Origin of the sequence: Tomitella fengzijianii (assembly GCF_007559025.1) — a bacterium.
Classification (GTDB): domain Bacteria; phylum Actinomycetota; class Actinomycetes; order Mycobacteriales; family Mycobacteriaceae; genus Tomitella; species Tomitella fengzijianii.
Window position 1 is genome coordinate 2910840 of record NZ_CP041765.1, and the last position, 16519, is coordinate 2927358.

Here is a 16519-nt window from a genome sequence, read left to right on the forward strand (position 1 = left end):
CCGAACCCGTCGCCAATTTACGCTACAGTCCGTAGCGTTTCGATACAAACGGTTTCGTTTCTTGAACCGGAACGGTGCGCTCGCCGGAAAGCCGGGCCATACTGACGACGATGATCGCGAAGCAACCTCCCCCCGCCCCCGCCGCCGACGGCCCCGGGGAGCCCGCCGACGAGGACCCCCGGCGCCGGCGCTCGCGGTCGCGCCTGCTCGACGCCGCGACGAACCTGCTCAGCTCCGGCGGAGTGGAAGCCGTGACCGTCGAGGCGGTGACGAAGGCCTCCAAAGTCGCGCGCACCACCCTGTACCGGCACTTCGACAACAGCGCCGCGCTGGTCACCGCGGCTTTCGAACGGCTCATCCCGCCAGTCGCGGCCCCACCGGCGCAGGGGACCACCCGCGAGCGGCTGATCACGCTGATGGACGCGATAGCCGAGTCGATCGAAGGCGCACCCCTGCACCTGACAGTGTTCGGGTGGCTGGCGATAGGCCCGGACCGCGCCGCGGCGGGCGACACCGATGCCGATGCCGACACCGACGCCGCTTCTCTGCGCGAACGGGTTGTAGCCCAATACCGCGAGCCGTTCGACGCCCTGCTCGACAGCCCGGAGGTGCGCAAGGAGATCGGCGACTACGACAACACGCTGGCCATGCTGCAGCTGACCGGCCCGATGGTGTTCGCGCGGCTGGCCGCGCTGCCGCCGGTCGACCGGGAACAGCGCGCACGGATCGTCGACGACTTCCTCACTGCGCGTCAGGCGCCCGCGACTGGTGCGCGAGAAGGGACTCGAACCCTCACGTCCTAGGACACTGGAACCTAAATCCCATCTAGGGTGCAGGTCAGGGCATCGAAAAGCCGTTTACCAGCAGATATACCTCACCTGACATCACCCGACATACCCCTGTTTGGTGGTCAAGTGTGGGCAAAATGTGGGCACGGATGAGTTGGCAAGGATGCGACGGAGGAGCGTCCGCGGCAGCACAGCATGAAGCGAGGCCGATGCCCTCGGGAGTGGGCACCGACCCCGCCACCACTACGACGCGGCCGACGCCCCCACGGTTCCCTCGATCTCGAACCGGTCCCCCGTCACGGCGATGAACCGGGCGCGCGAGTACGTCTCCACGGCACCGCCACCGACGACGCGACGACGGCCGGGAGCCTCAGGGGCGCGGTGGAACACGTGCACACCGTCACCCGACATGCTGCGCTCGGTGTAGATGATGCTGCCCGCCGGCAACTGCGTGATCGCGTCGACGGCCCACGGTGCCAGGACGTCACCCTGCAAGCAGTGATCGAGGTCGAGACACGCGAGGCCGTCACCGAGCATCACGCCGTGCGGCAAGTGCTTCACCCGGTCGAACGTGGTCCAGGTGCGCGGGTCGATGGGCGATGCGGACCGGCCACCGACTTGCACCGGGCGCTTGCCGATACGCGCCGCCCAGCGGGCTACCGACGTCATCGCGTACGGCAGCTGGCGGGCGCGGTGGGCACGCTGGCGGCACCGCGAAGTGCAGAACCGCGGTGACCGGCCAGGGCGGTCCCGGTGGAAGTCGGCGGCGCACTGCTGGCACGTGAACCTCATACACGCATTCTACCTGCGCGTTGTCACGATAGGAGGCATTGACCAGGGATGCAGTGAGAGGGTGCTGAACCGAGGCTGTGAGAGCCGATCTGCCGATCCCGGCAAGGGATCACACGCGGGGCGCTGCGATAGGCGCTCAGGGGGCGAAATAGGGGCCTGCCAGGGGCTACGCGCAGCCGCGTGGAAAAAGTCCAGAGAGATATTGGCCGTATGGCCGAGGAGGGGCCGGACCAGTGCGTATGGTGACCGCCCCTGCCCCCTGCGGCCGTCCTGCGGGTGGAACGCCCCCCGGCTAGGAGGTCGAGCATACCGGGGGGCGTTCCGTTCCGGTGCAAGGAGGAACACCGGAGGTCTCTACAGGAGTGATCCGCGGGCGCGTGACTGGTCTGCCTCGCGTGCCGCCCGCTGCTCGCTGATCTTGGTCATGCGTTCGCGTGCGGTGGTGGCGTCGGCGAGTTCGATGCTCAAATCACTGCGCACCAGGGTCCATGCGTCTGCGCGCCGTCCGAGCTGTTCGACGTGGTCCAAGTCGGCGTCGGTGAGGGCGAGGATCGGCGGCAATGCGTCGGAGGCGAAGCGGCACAAGGTGTTGAGTGCCTGCCATCCGGCCATGATGATGCGCAGTGTTGCGACGGCGTCGCGGGCGTCGGCCCAGGCGCGGACGGCGTCGGCTCCGAGCCGGATGATCGTGGTCTCGTCGTCGAGCTCGACATCTCCGAGAATCCGGCGGGCCGCGCTCAGCTGCTGCCCAGCCTGCTGTGCGGCGTCGGCCAGGCCTCCCAGGATGGCGTCCATCTCCCCGCGGATGGCGGTGGTGGTGCGCTCGTCCATGACTCGCTGCAAGGCGCGGTCGAGGCCATCGCCGGTGGGTCCGCCGAACGCCTGCACGGTGACGGCCCGCTGTACGGCCGGATCATCGACGGGGTCGGTGCCGGCGAGGACGGCATCGGCGATGGCGGGGGCGATGAGGTCGAGGCCGCCGGTTCGGATGTCGGCGTTGCGGACGGTGTCCGCGTTGGCGAGTGCGTTGCGGACGGACTCCGGGAGCGTGGCCCCGATGGCTTTGTACGTCGTTGCGATCTGGCGGGCGTGGGGGCTGTTCACTGGTAGTCCTCGCTTCCGAAGAGCTCCGCGAGGAACTGGCGGGTTCCGGAGTCGGGTCCGAGGCCGGGCGGGGCGTCGGGGTTCCCGCCCTCCAGTGGGGCGATGTTTCCGCTCATGTCCGGCTTGGGTGGATCGGCGTCGGCGGCGCGCTTGCCGAAGATTGCTTCGAGGAATGCGCCGGTGTCGTCGGCGTCTGCTGCCATCGTCTTACCTTTCGATCGGGAGGAACCATCTGCCGCGGAGTTTCCTACCCCGTTCGGCTGCGTGTCGCCGGGCTGTCCTCTCGGTGCAGCCGGTGAGTTCCGCGTACCGCTGTGCTGTGATCCATTCTTCGCGGTCATACTCGGCACGGTGTCGGTTCAGTGTCCGTTCCGCTGCGATCACGGCATCGACGTGCGCTTGCAGCTCGGACAGCTCGGACGGGGCGGGTATGCCGTTGCGGCGTGCCGCTGCGGTGGCGGTGCGGATGAGGCGTCCGATGAAGCGGGCGCCGTCCGCGTCGATGATGAGTGCGGTGCCGTGACGGCTGATCATGCGGTGTCCCCCCCGTGCTTGGGGCAAAATCCGCGTGGATCGCGCGTCAGATATGCGCAGCCGGGAGCGGCGCACCATCGGATTGCCCGTGTCTCAGTGCTGTGGACACGTGCCGGACGTTGGCGTGTGCAGGGACGGCGGCGAGGAAGATCTGCGGGTGTCATGTCGGGGTCTCCGATACGTGGACGAGCTCGGGATTCTTGCGGTACGCCCCGTGCACCGGACACGCGCGCTGATCGGCGGGCAGGGCCTCGGGCCACCTCCATGGGCACGCGGGTGTTGGGCAAGAGACGAGATCAGTGGGCCACTTCATCGGGCACCTTCCGGAGCGTGGGAGTCGGGGCACTCGATGCGGTGCGCGCATTGGCGGCAGAGCCAGGACGCCGTGCGAAGGGCGTCTGCGTTGCCTTCCGCGGCCGCGTCGTAGACCGCCCATTGGTCGACGCATCGGGCGCGGGGCACGTTCGGCCGGCCGTCGAAGATCTGCTCGAGTAGGTCCACCGGGCCGCCGGGTCGGCGGCGGGGGTTGCGGTGGCGGGGCGGATCGCTGGGCATTACCGCAGCCCGGCGAGGACGATCAGCGGGAGCGCCTCCAGCTTCTGCCGGAACCGGATGTCGCGAGCTCGCATATCGAGGATGCGAATCGCAAGGTCGTGGGCTTCCTCCTGGCCCTGCGCGAGGCACGCGTCGTATCGCTCAGCCTTCACGGCTGCGGCGTAATCGACTTCACCCCGCCCGTCGGTCTCACTATTGGAGACCGCGCGGGATAACTCGAATTCACCCAACGGCCTGTGGATCGTGCACCACGTCTGCGGAATTGCGATGCGGTGCCCCTCGGGGGACTTCAGCTCAACTGCATCTCGGGTGTACTGCGGAATTTCGACCGACCAGTCAGTCCACACACTGTGGATCAGTGCGGCGGCGGGGTGCTGCGGATCGTCCCTCCATGCGTGAACCGGGACTTTCCATCGGGATAGCCCGGGGTGCTCCATCTGGCGGGGAAGCTTGTTGTAGTGGGCGATGCGTAGGTCGCCGTTCGGGTGCCGGCCGATGATCCAATCGAGCTCATCGAAGTCCTTGCCGGTGAGCCGGACGCGGCCGAACGGCTCCAAGTCCTGCGGGCGCGCGGTGTCGAGCTGCTTGGCGACTGACTGCGTGATCTGACGGTTGCCGATCTGGAGCACGCGCACCTCGGCGGCGAGGCTCTGGATGGCGGCGGTGTCGGTGCTCGTCATGGTGATCTCCTAGGCGCTGACGGTGGCGAGGCTGCACTGCCAGCACTTGCCGGCGGCGGTGAGGTTGACGTCGGGATGGTGGCGGCAGGAACCGCCAGGGGTGGGGACAGAGCGGACAGAACGGACAGAACTGCCCTCGGACGGTGGTTCTGTCCTTTGTGTCCGTTGTGTCCCGTGGTTGAGCCGGTACGTCGGCGAGGGGCTCCGGCCAACCGATGCACCCGATCCCGGCGCCGGGATCGGAAGTAAATGCCGGTACTCGATGAGTCGGTCAAGTGCAGGCTGCAGCTCAGTCTTGGACTTGAACCTTCGAGCGGCCCGCTGCATATCCCGCTCAGAGATGACGTCCTCGCCGATATGCTCGATGCGCTCCAACAGGTAGATCGCATCTGCAGTGATCTGGTCCATGCCCATCTCGGCGAACACCTTGATCGCGCACGCCTTGAAGTACCCACCGACCCGCGTGGCGGCCTCGATGGTCTCGACCGCTACCGGGCATCGAACACCAACGTCGTGCCCGTACTCGGCCAGGTGCAGCATCCCTGCGATCCGGCAGACCGCACCGACGTACTTCGCTCCCCAATCGGCGATAGACGCGAGCTCTCCGTTACCCGCGAGGGTTGGTTCGACAGCCTCTTCCAATGACCGCACCGCGTCGTGTGCTGGCGGCGACAGGACCAGGACGGCGGGGTCTCCGTTCCATCCGGCCATGCCCTCGGCGAGCGTGCCGATGCTGCGCGTGTAGGCGGCGCGCACGACCTCGGTGACGGGCGCGGGCGCGATCGTGCGGGCGCCGACCTTCGAGACCGGGCAGGCGAACAGAATGCGCGCGAGGAATCCCCGACCCCTGAATGATTCCTCACGTGACAGAGCGGACAGAACGGACGGCTGGATCATCAGCCCGAGGGTGAGCGCCGGGTGACGGACGTACTCGGGCTCACGGCCCTTGCGGTCGACCTTCAGCGGATCGCCCGCGTGACCTTTGAGCCAGAGATCCAGGTTTGGAATCGACTTCGAGTAGCGGCCGGCGATGATGTCGAAGATGCCGCCCTCGGCCGAGATGATCGCCAGACGACCACCTTGTTCGGCGAGCAGTGACGCTGCAGCTTCGGGCGTGACGTCATCGGCCACCAACCGTGGCACCGCGGGCACGGTCATGGACTCTGCAGTCTGTGCGGCGCCGACAGCATCAGCCTGCAGCGCACTCTTGTTGTCGGTCGCGTTGGCGGCGATCTTGCGAGCCTTCTCGGCCTCGGCGACCGCAATGGACTTCAGCGTCTCGGCCTCCATCCGTGCAGCCATACCGAGCTCGGCGAGCTGGGCCTCGACATCGAGCAGCGGCGCGATCATCGAGTGCTGCACCGAGGACTTGCGTTCCCCCGGTCCAGCCACGGTGGCGAAGTACCCACACAAGGGCTCTCGCCAGCCTGAGCGGATCTCGATCTGCGCGTGCCCACCGGTGCAGGCGCTCAGGGCGGAGAGTGCCGACGTACCGGCCATCGCTGGGTCAGTCTGGGTGGCCTCGGCGGTTCCCTCCACCATCGCCCGCACACTGGTCGGCAGAGCGTCGACAGGGAACTGCGGGATCGATCTGGTGGCGGTCAGCGGCGTCGGCGGATCGGCCGGGCCGTCAAGCGCGGCCACGATCTGATCTTCAGTCGCGGTGTCGGCTTCGGTGCCGTACGGGATCACGAGGCAACTCCTCTCTCAATCGGGCAGGTACGTGGATCTCCACCGTGTGAGCACAGTCGGATGGGCCGGTCCCATAGCGGTGTCACGGTCGGGTACTCGCAGAGCTCGCCAAGCCATTCGCATTGCTCGGTGACATGCGCGGCGGTCCAGCAACCACATTCGCGCCAGGGGCCGATCGGATAGAAGATCACTTGGCATCACCCGATCGGCGGGCGCAGTGCGGCCCGATGTGACGGGCGACTGAGCGCGGATCCACAAGGGCTTGGCCGCACACTCGGCAGGGCACGGAGATCCTGAAGCCGCGGTCGGCGAGTTCAGTCAGTAGATCCCGTTCGCGCCGCTCATCAGCGTCGAGCTGGTCGTGGAGTTGGGTAAGATAGGAAACAACCATGAGGGTGGTTGCCTTTCTCGATCCCCCGGCCCAAACCTGGGTCCGGGGGATCAGTCGTTCTGACAGGGACTCTGGACCGGGGCCTTGTCGAACGTGTTGAGGTGGATCAGCAGATCTGTCGAGGCCGTCGAGCGGCTACCGGTGGAGCAGGTAGTACGCCGCCTCCGCGAACTCCTCCTGCTCCTCTGCCGTCATGCGAGGCACTACCTCCTCAACGGTCTTGTCCGTGGCGCGTGCGTACTTGCGAACCAGGTCCACGGCAGGCTGTACGCGCTGTGCACGCTCATACTCGAAGTCAGCGGCCCGCTTCATTGCGTCGCCTGCCGCGCTGAGGTCTTCAGGGCCAGCAGCCTTGATTGCCTCAAGTTCGCAGGCCGTCGGCTTCGACCCGTCCTTCATTCGCAGCTGGTCGAAGTCACCGCTGGAGTCGAACAGCGATTGGAAATCGACGCGGGTAAGGATCTCGACGGTGGTCGGGTTCGGCATGGTGTGCTCCTTAGGTCGGCGGATCTGGATGCCGTCGGGGGTGACGGCGACGTCGTGGTCAGGCGGCCAAGAATCCCCACTGCACCGCGAGCGTGAGCGCTCCGAGGGCGACCAGGTAGCTGCCCGCGCCGATCGCGGTGACGACGAGGGTGAGGCGGAGGATTTCGCGGATCATCGGCCGGACTCCTTTATCTGCTGGTCGATCTGCTCCTCGGCCCAGCTGGTGGGCGGAACCTGATCGAACAGGGCACCAGCGACGAGCATGGTGGGGCGTGTGCCGGTGGGGTCGACGATCAGGCGGTACCTGCCCTGGTCAACCCCGCGGGCGACTGTCTGGTCGTACAGGGCGCGCCCCTTGTCGAGCAGGCGGTCGCGGTCACTCATCGCCCATCACCTCCGTGGCCACGTCCTCCACGGCGATGCCCCGGCGGCGTGCCTCGATCAGCGCGTACTCGACGTCTGAGAGCTCGGCTTCGGCGCGGCGCCTGCACTCAGTGCAGGGCACGAGCTGGTCCGACTCGGCGCCGGTGGCGGCCCGCGCCTCGACCAGGATCTCCTCGACGGTCGTGCCGGCCCACGCGGCGATGCTCTCCAGCTCGGCGACGGTGATCTGCTCGGGGAACTTCTCCGCGGCGCCGATCTCCAGGGACACCTTCGCCAGGATCTCGACAAGGACGCGGTCGGTGATTGCCTCGGCGAAGCTCATGCCGCCGGTGGCGGCGGAGGGAGTGCTCACAGCTCCTCCTCATCGACGACGCTTCCGCGGTACCCGTACTCGGCCCATCCGCCAGTCGACGGCGTAGCCTGCACGGTCGTCACGCCGTCCTCGTCGACCAAGTGCATCCCGCCGGCGGACACGTCCAAGGTGGCGATCCGCGTGTTCTCGAGCAGCCACTGATGACGGGCGTCGATGTCGCCGACGTTGAGCGGCCAGTCCGCAGGATGAGAGCATCCGGGATCGGCGGAGCCGAGCCCCTGCATGACTTCGGTAGCCTCGTCGCTGCCGCAACGCGAGCAGATCGGGATGGATCGGCAATCGGTGACGCGCGAGCCGGCGGGCTGAAGCGGCTCGGGATCGAACGGCCGATCGCAGCGCGGGCAGTAGTTGTTCTCGATGTTGTCCGCGATCTGCTCGGCGAGCTCCTCCGGCAGGTCGGCAATCTGGTCGAGGATTCGCGGCGACCATGCGTAGCATCCGCTGAAGCTGCGGATCGGTTCGGTAGACTTCGGCATGACTTCTCCTCCTTCGTGGGGGTTGGGGTTCAGGGCCTCGGGGCGGTGGCAGCCGCTACCGAGGCCATTTCTTGTGGTCATCGGGTCAGGCCGCGGGATGCGGCCCACCGGTCGGGATGCGCGACCTTGAACGTCGCCTCGTCGCCCACCGGGTCGCGGTACGTCCGCAGACAGCGGATGATGTCGGCATCGGCGGCGCCAGCCTTCAGGCGTCGGCGGACGATCCGGGATACGCGGGTCGGCGATAGGCCGATGTCGAGATCGAAGTTCAACGCCTGGGCGCGGCTGATCGTCACGTTCGGCCTGGTGGCCACCTCCTGTGTCTGACCAGGAGGACGGGGCGGGGTCTCGGTCATGTGGCGGCCCGCGCATCTGTTCGCGTCATCAGATTGGAGTCGAGCCAGTCGTAGACGTCCTGCCAGTCGTAGAACACGCGCCGGCCGAGCTTCATGAACTTCGGCCCATTCCCCCGGTATCGCTCTTGTGCGAGCGTCGAGACCGTCACGCGCCGGAAGTCGGCGACCTCCTCGGGCGTGGCGAGCGGTAGACGCTTAGGTGTGGCCACGGTGGCCTCCCTTCAGTTGAGCCTCACGCCGACGTTTTCTATCGGCATGAACTGAGCATGCATGAGATCACCCGTGATGTCAAGCCGATAAAGATTCGCGGTAGTGTGTCGGCATGGACGAAGCAACGGGCTTGCCTGACGTGGTCGGCCGGAATGCGCAGGCGATCCGCATGCGCGCCGATGCCGGGACCGAGGCCGTCGCGCAGGTGGCACGGGAGTACGGGCTCAGATGGTCCGACAGCCGCGTAAGCGCCCTTGAGAAGGGCAAGGTGAGCCCCACCTTGCCCACCCTCTTCGCGCTCGCGCAGGCCCTCGGAGATGTGACCGGCGAACGGATCTCGATTGCGGATCTCGTAGAGCACGACGGCTGGGTGAGACTGAACGCCGATCTCGATGTACGCGGCGCCGCAATCGTCTCTGCCCTGCGAGGCGAACCGCTCGATCTCGCGTCCGGGGACGTACGCGGCGGCGTCGAGGAACTACAGGATGTCGCGGCGAAGGGCATCGAGCGGGCGGCCCTCGATGGTCGCCTTCCTGAGTCGGTGCCGAGGCTCTTCGGGCATTCGCGGACCGTGATTCGGCAACTCGCGCAGGCATCAGGGGTCGCGGAAGAACGCGCAGCGAAGTCGCTCGGCCTGAATCCTGCGAGTCTCGCGGCCCTGTCGTATCACCTGTGGGGTCGAACGCTCTCCGAAGAGCGCGACAGGCGGGTCGGCGAGGGTGCCAACGCGCAGCACAAGGGGCAGGTCACCCGCGAGCTGCGGGCCGAGCTGAAGGCGGCGCTCGATGGCGACGATCAGTAGCTACACCACGAAAGCCGGCCTTCGGTACCGGGTTCGCTACCGCACGCCGGATCGGCGGCAGACCGACAAGCGCGGCTTCAGGACCAAGCGGCAAGCGGAGGACTTCGCGGCGACGGTCGAGGTGGCGAAGCTGACTGGCGAGTACGTCGACCCGAAGGCCGGCCGCGCCACGGTCGGCGAGCTCGCTGAGCAGTGGATCGCGGGCAAGGTGAATCTGAAGCCGTCGAGCCTCGCCAGGTATCGACACAGCCTCGATCAGCAGGTGCTTCCGCGCTGGGAGTCGGAGCGGATCTCCGATGTGACTACCGCCGGGGTTCAGGCCTGGATCGCCGGGATGAACGACAAGGGCCTGTCGGCGTCGACCGTCCGCAAGGCGCACCACGTTCTAGGGCTCGTGTGCAAGATGGCGATCAGAGACCGGCGGATCGTCCGCAACCCCTGCGAAGGCGTCGACCTCCCTCGCCTCCCGAAGCCTGACAACCGGTACCTCACGGCCCAGCAGGTCGCTGATCTCGCGCACGCGGCCGGCGACAACCGACTGATCATCCTGGTGCTCGCCTACACCGGTATCCGGTGGTCCGAGATGGTGGCGCTGCGGGTGCGGCGCGTCGACCTGAAGCGCCGTCGCCTGCGGATCGCCGAAGCGGCCACCGAAGTCGACGGGCGCCTCGTGTGGGGTACGCCGAAGTCGCACGCCTCCAGAACCGTGCCGTACCCGGCGTTCCTGCACGAACTGCTGCGCGAGCAGATCCGCGGCCGCGGCGCCGACGAGCTCGTGTTCACCACAGACAAAGACGGGCCGGTGAGGTCGAGGGCGGCGCGGAGGACATGGTTCGATGCTGCAGCCGAGGAGGCAGGCGTTAAGGGCATCTCACCGCACGATCTGAGGCACGCTGCAGCCTCCCTGGCGGTATCCGCTGGGGCCTCGATCAAGGGTGTGCAGGCGATGTTGGGGCACTCCACAGCGGCGCTCACGCTCGATGTCTACGCGGACCTATTCGAGGACGACCTCGATGGGGTTGCGCAGCGCCTCGATGCCATCGGCACCGGCGTCCGGCCGCGCCTGAAGTCGGTCTAGGTTCGCGCCGATTGTGGGCAAAATGTGGGCAGAAACGCCTATCGGCGCCACCCCAGCACGATCCTGGAGTGGCGCCGATAGCGTGTCTACCTGCATGTTCTAGATTTGGTGCGCGAGAAGGGACTCGAACCCTCACGTCCTAGGACACTGGAACCTAAATCCAGCGCGTCTGCCAGTTCCGCCACTCGCGCGTGCGGAGCACAGCCTACGACAGCCCCTGTCGTACACCCTCACCGAGTGCGCCCCGTCACCGTCCCCTGAGCGGTCGCGGAGCCGCAGGTCAGGTACCGTCGTAGTGTGGCACGAACTCGTCGACGGCACCGGGTGACACTGATCGTCTTCGTCATCGCCGCTGCCGCCACCTGTCTCGCACTGGGCTGGTGGCAGTGGGACCGCTACGAGTCGGCGTCCGGCACCGGCCAGAACCTCGGTTACGCACTGCAGTGGCCGTTGTTCGCCGCGTTCTGCGTCTACGGCTACCGGCGCTTCGTCAAGCTCGAGGACCAGCAGGCCGAGATCGTCGACGCCGAAGGCGCGGAGTCTTCCGACAGCCCCGATGCCGCAGTGGCCGCCCCCGCCGTCACGCGCCCCGAGGTGCCCGACGACGGCCCCGGTATGCTCGCGCGCCTGCTCGGGCGCGATTCCGCCCCCGCCGTCACCGAGATCCCGGCGGACCTGCTGCCGCAGCGCGGCGCATCCGCGGGCAACGCCGCCGAGTCGGCGCCGGACGATCTGCGGCTCCTCGAATACAACGAATACCTTGCTCAGCTCGATGAGCGCTCCACGAAAGGACGCGGCCGATGACCGAAGCCGAGGACGCAACGCGCCCCGCCCCCGTCGGCGCCGAGGTGCCCGGCCCACTCGCAGCCGAAGAAAAGAAGATCCCCGGCGCGCTCCTCCGCTACCGCGTGCTCGCCTGGATCACCGGCGTCTGGCTGCTGGCACTGTGTTTCGAGCTGATCGCCGCCTACGGATTCGGCGTCGAGGGGCTGAGCTGGATCGCCGTCGCCCACGGCTGGATCTACTTCGTCTACTTGCTCATGACGATGGACCTGGCGGTGCGCGTGCGCTGGCCTGTCGCCCGTACCCTCGGCACACTGGTCGCGGGCACGATCCCGTTCCTGTCCTTCTACGTCGAGCACATCCGCACCAAGCAGGTCAAGGAACAGTTCGGTCTCAGCTGACGGAGCATTCGCGGTTCCGCGGAACCGCCGCCGCCCTCACGCCGGCGGCGACCACGCGGGGTCGCGGCCCATCCACGCCACGAGCTTCTGCGTGGCCGTGGCGCCGTCCGGAACCTGCACCTCGGGCCCGAAGACGCCCGGCCCGCGCAGCACCTCCTCCGGCATCGGCTCGGAGAGCTTGTAGGAGAACGCGGCGACGTCGGCGGGGATCTCCGCTTCGCGGCCCACGCTGTGCACGAGGTCCCATCCGTGCACGAACAGGTCGACCGCCGGGAACGACAAGCCCTCCCGCACCGACCGCGGCCCGCGGGGCGAGTCCATGACGGCGTCCAGATCCACCCCCTCGATGGCTCCGCGCGCCGGGCCCGCCAGCGCGGTCCACCATGCGTGGGGGTTCCCCTCGACGATGTCGCCGGGCCGGTCCGGGATCGACCACCCCGGTTCCTCCCCGCGCAGCAGTGCCGTGCCGAACCGCACCACGCCGCCCATATGGCCGAGCACGTCCAGCGCCCGCCAGCCCTCGCACGGCGACGGCTGCTGCCACCGGTCCGGCCCCACGGCCTCGACCGCGTCGGTGAAGAAGTGCAAGCCCCTGATGTATACCTCGTCCGCATCGATCGCCATGCCGCCCAGGGTTCCACTGTGGTGCCCGGCGGGCAGGCGGAATCGGCAACACGGAACCGGGAAAACGGGCGTCTGCCCTCTTCCTCCGGCGCGCCGACGGTTCCCCTACACCTCGGCGAGCGTGCGCAGGATGGGCACCAGCTGCGCCAGCGCCCGCGCGCGGTGCGAGTCCGCGTCCTTCTCCTCCGCGCTCATCTGCGCGGCGGTCCGGTCCTCCCCCGCCGGGACGAACACCGGGTCGTAGCCGAAGCCGTTCTCTCCGCGCGGCGCACGGGCGATGGCGCCGTGCCATTCACCGTGCACCGCGGTCTCGTTGACCTCCGGCCCCTCCTCGCCGTCCACGTACTCGTCCGTGGGCACCACCAGCACACAGCATGAGACGAAGGCCGCCTGACGCCTCTCCTCCGGCACGTCGGACATCTGCGCCAGCAGCAGCGCCGTGTTGGCGGCGTCGTCACCGTGCACTCCGCTCCACCGGGCGGAGAGCACCCCGGGCATGCCGTTCAGCGCGGCCACGGTGAGCCCCGAATCGTCGGCGATGCACGGCAGCCCCGTGGCGCGGGCGCCGTCTTGCGCCTTGACGAGCGCGTTCTCCTCGAACGTCGCGCCGGTCTCGGGCGTCTCCGGATACTCGGCGACCTCGTCGAGGCCCACGACCTCCAGCCCGGTGACATGCGCGGCCGCCAGCACCCGACGCAGCTCCACCAGCTTCTTGGGGTTGCGGCTGGCGACCAGGATCCGGCGCATCAGTTGCCGAACGCCTTCTTCTTCGCCGGTGCGGCAGGCTGCGGGAGCGTCCCCGGATACGGCGCGGCGAGCGCCTCCCGCTGGATGGCGAACAGCTGCTCGCATCCGGCCGTGGCCGAGTCGAGCATCGCGTCGAGCGTGGAGCGGGCGAAGGTGGCGCCCTCGCCGGTGCCCTGCACCTCGACGAGCGTCCCGACGTCGGTGGCCACCACGTTCATGTCCACCTCGGCGCGCGAGTCCTCCTCGTAGGGCAGGTCCAGGCGCACCCGGCCGTCCACCACGCCCACCGAGACCGCGGCGATCCCACACGACAACGGCTGCGGGTCGGCGAGCCGGCCCGCAGCGTCGAGGTAGGTGATCGCGTCGGCCAACGCCACGTAGGCGCCGGTGATCGACGCGGTGCGTGTGCCGCCGTCGGCCTGCAGCACGTCGCAGTCGATGGCGATGGTGTTCTCGCCCAGCGCGGACAGGTCGATGCACGCGCGCAGCGCCCGGCCCACCAGGCGGCTGATCTCGTGCGTGCGGCCGCCCACCTTGCCGCGCACCGACTCGCGCCCGCTGCGCGTGTGCGTGGACGAGGGAAGCATCGCGTACTCGGCGGTGAGCCAGCCCAGCCCGGAGCCGCGGCGCCACCGCGGCACGCCCTCCTCCACGCTGGCGGTGCACATCACCCGCGTGCGGCCGAACTCCACCAGCACCGAGCCCGCGGGGTGGTCGGTGAAGCCCCGGGTGATGCTGATGGGGCGCAGCTCGTCGTCGGCCCTGCCGTCCGTTCGCGTAGTCACAGTCACCCCCCGAGCCTAACTCCCGCACAGCGGACTTCCCCGACGACGGGGCGCTCTCCCTCGGCGCCGTACCGCGTGTCACGCATGGCGGCGACCGTGCGCGGCGGGGCTATCCAGGCGCAGCGGGGCTATCCGTGCGAGGCGAGCCGGTCCGACGACGTCGTCGGGACGACGTCCGCCACGAAATCGGGCGCGACCACGTCCACCAGGCCGTCGTACTCGGCGCGGGCCTCCGCGAGGACCTCGCCGCGCGGCGTCCACGGCGGGATGTGCGTGAGCAGCAGGCGCCCCACGCCCGCGCGCTGCGCGATCCGGCCGGCCTCCGTGCCGGAAAGGTGCAGACCCGGGGGCCGCAGCTCCGGCGCGTGCGTCCACGAGGCTTCGCACAGGAAGACGTCGGCGCCGCGGGCGAGCTCGACGACCTCGTCGCACATCGCGGTGTCCCCGCTGTAGGCGAAGACGGCTCCGTCGGGCGCGGTGATCCGCAGCCCGAAGGACTCCGGAGGGTGGCACACGCGGCGCGGCTCCACGGTGAGGCGGCCGACGGTGATCGCGACACCGTGCTCCCACGAGTGCAGGTCGATGGTGTCGGACATGTCGTCCACCTCGCCCGCGATCTCCGCGGACGCGACCCCGATCCGATGGGCGGTGTCCGCGGGGCCGTACATCCGCGCACGGCCCGCCGCGCTCCCCGGGCCGTACCGCCGCCACACCAGCAGCCCCGGGACGTCGAGGCAGTGATCGGCATGCAGGTGGGTGAGCAGCACGACGGCCTCACGCGGGTCCGCGTGCCGCTGCAGCGCGCCCAGTACGCCGCCGCCGAAGTCGAGGACCACTGGCGGCGTGCCCTCGGCCGTGAGGAGGTACCCGGACGCCGGGGAATCCGGTCCGGTCACGCTGCCGGAGCAGCCCAAGACGGTCAACCGCATGGCGGTCATAGTGCCATGACCTCCTGCCGCACACTCATCGACCTCGTGACGATGACATCTTCGTCACCGTCGCCGCCGCATCTGCGCACGACGTTACACGTGTGCCACGGGGGTGAGAGCCGGTCCGAGGAAGCGTCCCGCGAGCCGCGCGAACTGCACCGGATCGCCGGTGGCCAGGAACTCGCGGCGCGGCGGTTCGCCGCCGTGCGGTCGCAGCAGATCGTTCTCGGTCAGGACGCGCAGGACGTCCTTGGCGGTCTCCTCCGCGCTGGAGACCAGGGCGACCTCGTCGCCCATCGTCAGCTGGACGATCCCCGAGAGCAGCGGGTAGTGCGTGCACCCGAGCACCAGCGTGTCCACGTCGGCCTCCTGCAGCGGCGCCAGGTAGGACTGCGCCAGCCCCAGCACCTGGCGCCCGCTGGTGATGCCGCGTTCGACGAAGTCCACGAAGCGGGGGCAGGCCACCGAGGTGATGACCGCGTCGCGCGCGGCGGCGAAGCTGTCCTCGTAGGCGCGCGAGGAGATGGTGGCCGCCGTGCCGATCACGCCGATCCGGCCGGTGCGCGTGGTGGCCACCGCGCGACGGACCGCGGGCAGTACCACCTCCACCACCGGCACCGGATAACGTTCGCGGGCATCGCGAAGGCAGGCCGCCGAGGCGGTGTTGCACGCGATCACGAGCGCCTTGACGCCGCGGTCCACGAGGTCGTCGGCCACCGCCAGGGCATGCCTGCGCACCTCGGGGATCGTCAGCGGCCCGTACGGCCCGTTGGCGGTGTCGCCGACGTAGCGGATGTGCTCGTCGGGAAGCTGGTCGATGATCGCCCGCGCCACGGTGAGTCCACCGACGCCGGAGTCGAAGACCCCGATCGCCCCCTCGACCCCTCCTGTCGCGTCGCCTGCCCCGAGGTATCCGCCTGTGCTCACGCCCTGATCTTCCCCTGTCCCGCCGGCGCAGCGCCGCGCGGGTCGCGGCCCAGCAGCCACGCCGCGACGAACCCTCCGACGGCCCCCGACAGGTGGCCCAGCCACGACACGTGCGGCGACGACGGCAGCACGCCCCACAGAAGCGAACCGTAGGCCACGAGAATGAGGACGCCGACGACGATGTCGGCCCAGTGGCGGGTGAACGCCCCGCGCGCCAGCAGGTATACGAGCCAGCCGAACACGATCACCGAAGCGCCCGCGACCTCGGTGCCCGAGGCGCCGAACAGCCACACCCCGGCGCCGCCGATCACCCACACGATCGCGGTGGCGGCCGCCGCGCGCCCCACCCCGGACAGCGCCAGCACGTAGCCGAGGACCAGCAGCGGCAGCGTGTTGGCGAGCAGGTGCTGCCAGCCGAAGTGCAGCAGCGGGGCGAAGACGATCCCCCAGAGCCCGTCCACGGTGCGCGGTTCGATGCCCAGGCTGTCGAGGCGACCGCCCATGATCGTGTCGAGCAGCTCCACTATGTAGAGCACCGCGACGAAGCCTCCCGCGGCGACGCCCGCCGACTTCCACCGCGGCATCGGCGCCGGTGTCCGCCCGCCTGCGCCCGTCGCCGCGG

At 68.9% G+C, this 16519-nt stretch carries 23 protein-coding genes and 1 tRNA gene; 5 read left to right on the forward strand and 19 right to left on the reverse strand.

Annotated features, from left to right (window positions below; genetic code table 11):
* The first annotated feature begins 110 nt into the window (after nt 1-110).
* The gene (locus tag FO059_RS13260) at nt 111-803 is read left to right on the forward strand and encodes a TetR/AcrR family transcriptional regulator (RefSeq protein WP_143909450.1); all 693 of its coding nucleotides are present in this window, start codon (nt 111-113) and stop codon (nt 801-803) included.
* A 228-nt stretch (nt 804-1031) separates the two neighbouring features.
* Here FO059_RS13260 and FO059_RS13265 read toward each other — a convergent pair whose 3' ends face one another.
* From FO059_RS13265 to FO059_RS13315, 12 genes are all read right to left on the reverse strand, one after another.
* The gene (locus FO059_RS13265; protein ID WP_210416600.1) at nt 1032-1580 is read right to left on the reverse strand and encodes a hypothetical protein; all 549 of its coding nucleotides are present in this window, start codon (nt 1578-1580) and stop codon (nt 1032-1034) included.
* A gap of 354 nt (nt 1581-1934) precedes the next feature.
* Nucleotides 1935-2684, reverse strand: a complete 750-nt coding sequence (locus tag FO059_RS13270) for a hypothetical protein (RefSeq protein ID WP_143909451.1) — start codon at nt 2682-2684, stop codon at nt 1935-1937.
* Entirely contained in the window at nt 2681-2887 is a 207-nt protein-coding gene (locus FO059_RS13275; RefSeq protein WP_143909453.1) for a hypothetical protein, read from the reverse strand. The genes FO059_RS13270 and FO059_RS13275 overlap by 4 nt, the downstream gene beginning before the upstream one ends.
* Before the next feature lie 885 nt (nt 2888-3772).
* Nucleotides 3773-4453 carry a hypothetical protein gene (locus tag FO059_RS13280; protein WP_143909455.1) on the reverse strand — a complete coding sequence of 227 codons (681 nt, stop codon included), beginning with the start codon at nt 4451-4453 and terminating at the stop codon, nt 3773-3775.
* A 9-nt stretch (nt 4454-4462) separates the two neighbouring features.
* Nucleotides 4463-6145, reverse strand: coding sequence for a YfjI family protein (locus tag FO059_RS13285; protein WP_143909457.1), 1683 nt, complete (start codon nt 6143-6145; stop codon nt 4463-4465).
* A 187-nt stretch (nt 6146-6332) separates the two neighbouring features.
* On the reverse strand, nt 6333-6536 hold the full coding sequence (locus FO059_RS19015) for a DUF6011 domain-containing protein (RefSeq protein WP_372497851.1): 204 nt from the start codon (nt 6534-6536) through the stop codon (nt 6333-6335).
* A 135-nt stretch (nt 6537-6671) separates the two neighbouring features.
* A complete protein-coding gene (locus FO059_RS13290; protein WP_143909459.1) occupies nt 6672-7022 on the reverse strand; it encodes a hypothetical protein in 351 nt (116 codons plus the stop codon).
* A gap of 171 nt (nt 7023-7193) precedes the next feature.
* Complete coding sequence (locus FO059_RS13295) at nt 7194-7406, reverse strand: hypothetical protein (RefSeq protein ID WP_143909461.1); 213 nt, start codon at nt 7404-7406, stop codon at nt 7194-7196.
* Nucleotides 7399-7758: a hypothetical protein gene (locus FO059_RS13300; RefSeq protein WP_143909463.1), complete on the reverse strand. Its 360-nt coding sequence runs from the start codon at nt 7756-7758 to the stop codon at nt 7399-7401. The genes FO059_RS13295 and FO059_RS13300 overlap by 8 nt, the downstream gene beginning before the upstream one ends.
* Nucleotides 7755-8336 carry a hypothetical protein gene (locus FO059_RS13305; protein WP_168226627.1) on the reverse strand — a complete coding sequence of 194 codons (582 nt, stop codon included), beginning with the start codon at nt 8334-8336 and terminating at the stop codon, nt 7755-7757. Before FO059_RS13305 ends, FO059_RS13300 begins: the two co-directional genes overlap by 4 nt.
* A complete protein-coding gene (locus FO059_RS13310; RefSeq protein ID WP_143909467.1) occupies nt 8333-8551 on the reverse strand; it encodes a hypothetical protein in 219 nt (72 codons plus the stop codon). Before FO059_RS13310 ends, FO059_RS13305 begins: the two co-directional genes overlap by 4 nt.
* A 56-nt stretch (nt 8552-8607) precedes the next feature.
* Entirely contained in the window at nt 8608-8820 is a 213-nt protein-coding gene (locus FO059_RS13315; protein ID WP_143909469.1) for a helix-turn-helix transcriptional regulator, read from the reverse strand.
* A gap of 113 nt (nt 8821-8933) precedes the next feature.
* Here FO059_RS13315 and FO059_RS13320 point away from each other — a divergent pair, with 113 nt between their 5' ends.
* Together FO059_RS13320 and FO059_RS13325 are read left to right on the forward strand one after the other, a co-directional pair.
* The gene (locus FO059_RS13320; protein WP_143909471.1) at nt 8934-9623 is read left to right on the forward strand and encodes a helix-turn-helix domain-containing protein; all 690 of its coding nucleotides are present in this window, start codon (nt 8934-8936) and stop codon (nt 9621-9623) included.
* Complete coding sequence (locus FO059_RS13325) at nt 9607-10701, forward strand: site-specific integrase (RefSeq protein WP_143909473.1); 1095 nt, start codon at nt 9607-9609, stop codon at nt 10699-10701. The genes FO059_RS13320 and FO059_RS13325 overlap by 17 nt, the downstream gene beginning before the upstream one ends.
* Nucleotides 10702-10807: 106 nt before the next feature.
* Here the strand turns inward: FO059_RS13325 and FO059_RS13330 are convergent.
* Nucleotides 10808-10892: transfer RNA gene (locus tag FO059_RS13330), tRNA-Leu, on the reverse strand.
* Between the two features lie 106 nt (nt 10893-10998).
* Here FO059_RS13330 and FO059_RS13335 point away from each other — a divergent pair.
* Nucleotides 10999-11505 (forward strand): transcriptional regulator, encoded by a 507-nt coding sequence (locus tag FO059_RS13335; protein WP_143909475.1) that lies wholly within the window; start codon nt 10999-11001, stop codon nt 11503-11505.
* Nucleotides 11502-11885, forward strand: a complete 384-nt coding sequence (locus tag FO059_RS13340; protein ID WP_143909477.1) for a DUF3817 domain-containing protein — start codon at nt 11502-11504, stop codon at nt 11883-11885. The genes FO059_RS13335 and FO059_RS13340 overlap by 4 nt, the downstream gene beginning before the upstream one ends.
* Before the next feature lie 36 nt (nt 11886-11921).
* Here FO059_RS13340 and FO059_RS13345 read toward each other — a convergent pair whose 3' ends face one another.
* The 6 genes from FO059_RS13345 to FO059_RS13370 form a co-directional block, all read right to left on the reverse strand.
* Nucleotides 11922-12509 carry a TIGR03086 family metal-binding protein gene (locus FO059_RS13345; protein ID WP_143909479.1) on the reverse strand — a complete coding sequence of 196 codons (588 nt, stop codon included), beginning with the start codon at nt 12507-12509 and terminating at the stop codon, nt 11922-11924.
* Between the two features lie 105 nt (nt 12510-12614).
* Complete coding sequence (rdgB, locus tag FO059_RS13350) at nt 12615-13256, reverse strand: RdgB/HAM1 family non-canonical purine NTP pyrophosphatase (protein ID WP_143909480.1); 642 nt, start codon at nt 13254-13256, stop codon at nt 12615-12617.
* On the reverse strand, nt 13256-14041 hold the full coding sequence (gene rph / locus FO059_RS13355; RefSeq protein ID WP_143910754.1) for a ribonuclease PH: 786 nt from the start codon (nt 14039-14041) through the stop codon (nt 13256-13258). The genes rdgB and rph overlap by 1 nt, the downstream gene beginning before the upstream one ends.
* Nucleotides 14042-14169: 128 nt before the next feature.
* On the reverse strand, nt 14170-14970 hold the full coding sequence (locus FO059_RS13360; protein WP_143909482.1) for a cyclic nucleotide-degrading phosphodiesterase: 801 nt from the start codon (nt 14968-14970) through the stop codon (nt 14170-14172).
* Nucleotides 14971-15063: 93 nt separating this feature from the next.
* Entirely contained in the window at nt 15064-15897 is an 834-nt protein-coding gene (gene murI / locus FO059_RS13365; RefSeq protein ID WP_233266727.1) for a glutamate racemase, read from the reverse strand.
* Nucleotides 15894-16481, reverse strand: coding sequence for a rhomboid family protein (locus tag FO059_RS13370; protein WP_143910756.1), 588 nt, complete (start codon nt 16479-16481; stop codon nt 15894-15896). The genes murI and FO059_RS13370 overlap by 4 nt, the downstream gene beginning before the upstream one ends.
* Nucleotides 16482-16519: the final 38 nt, after the last annotated feature.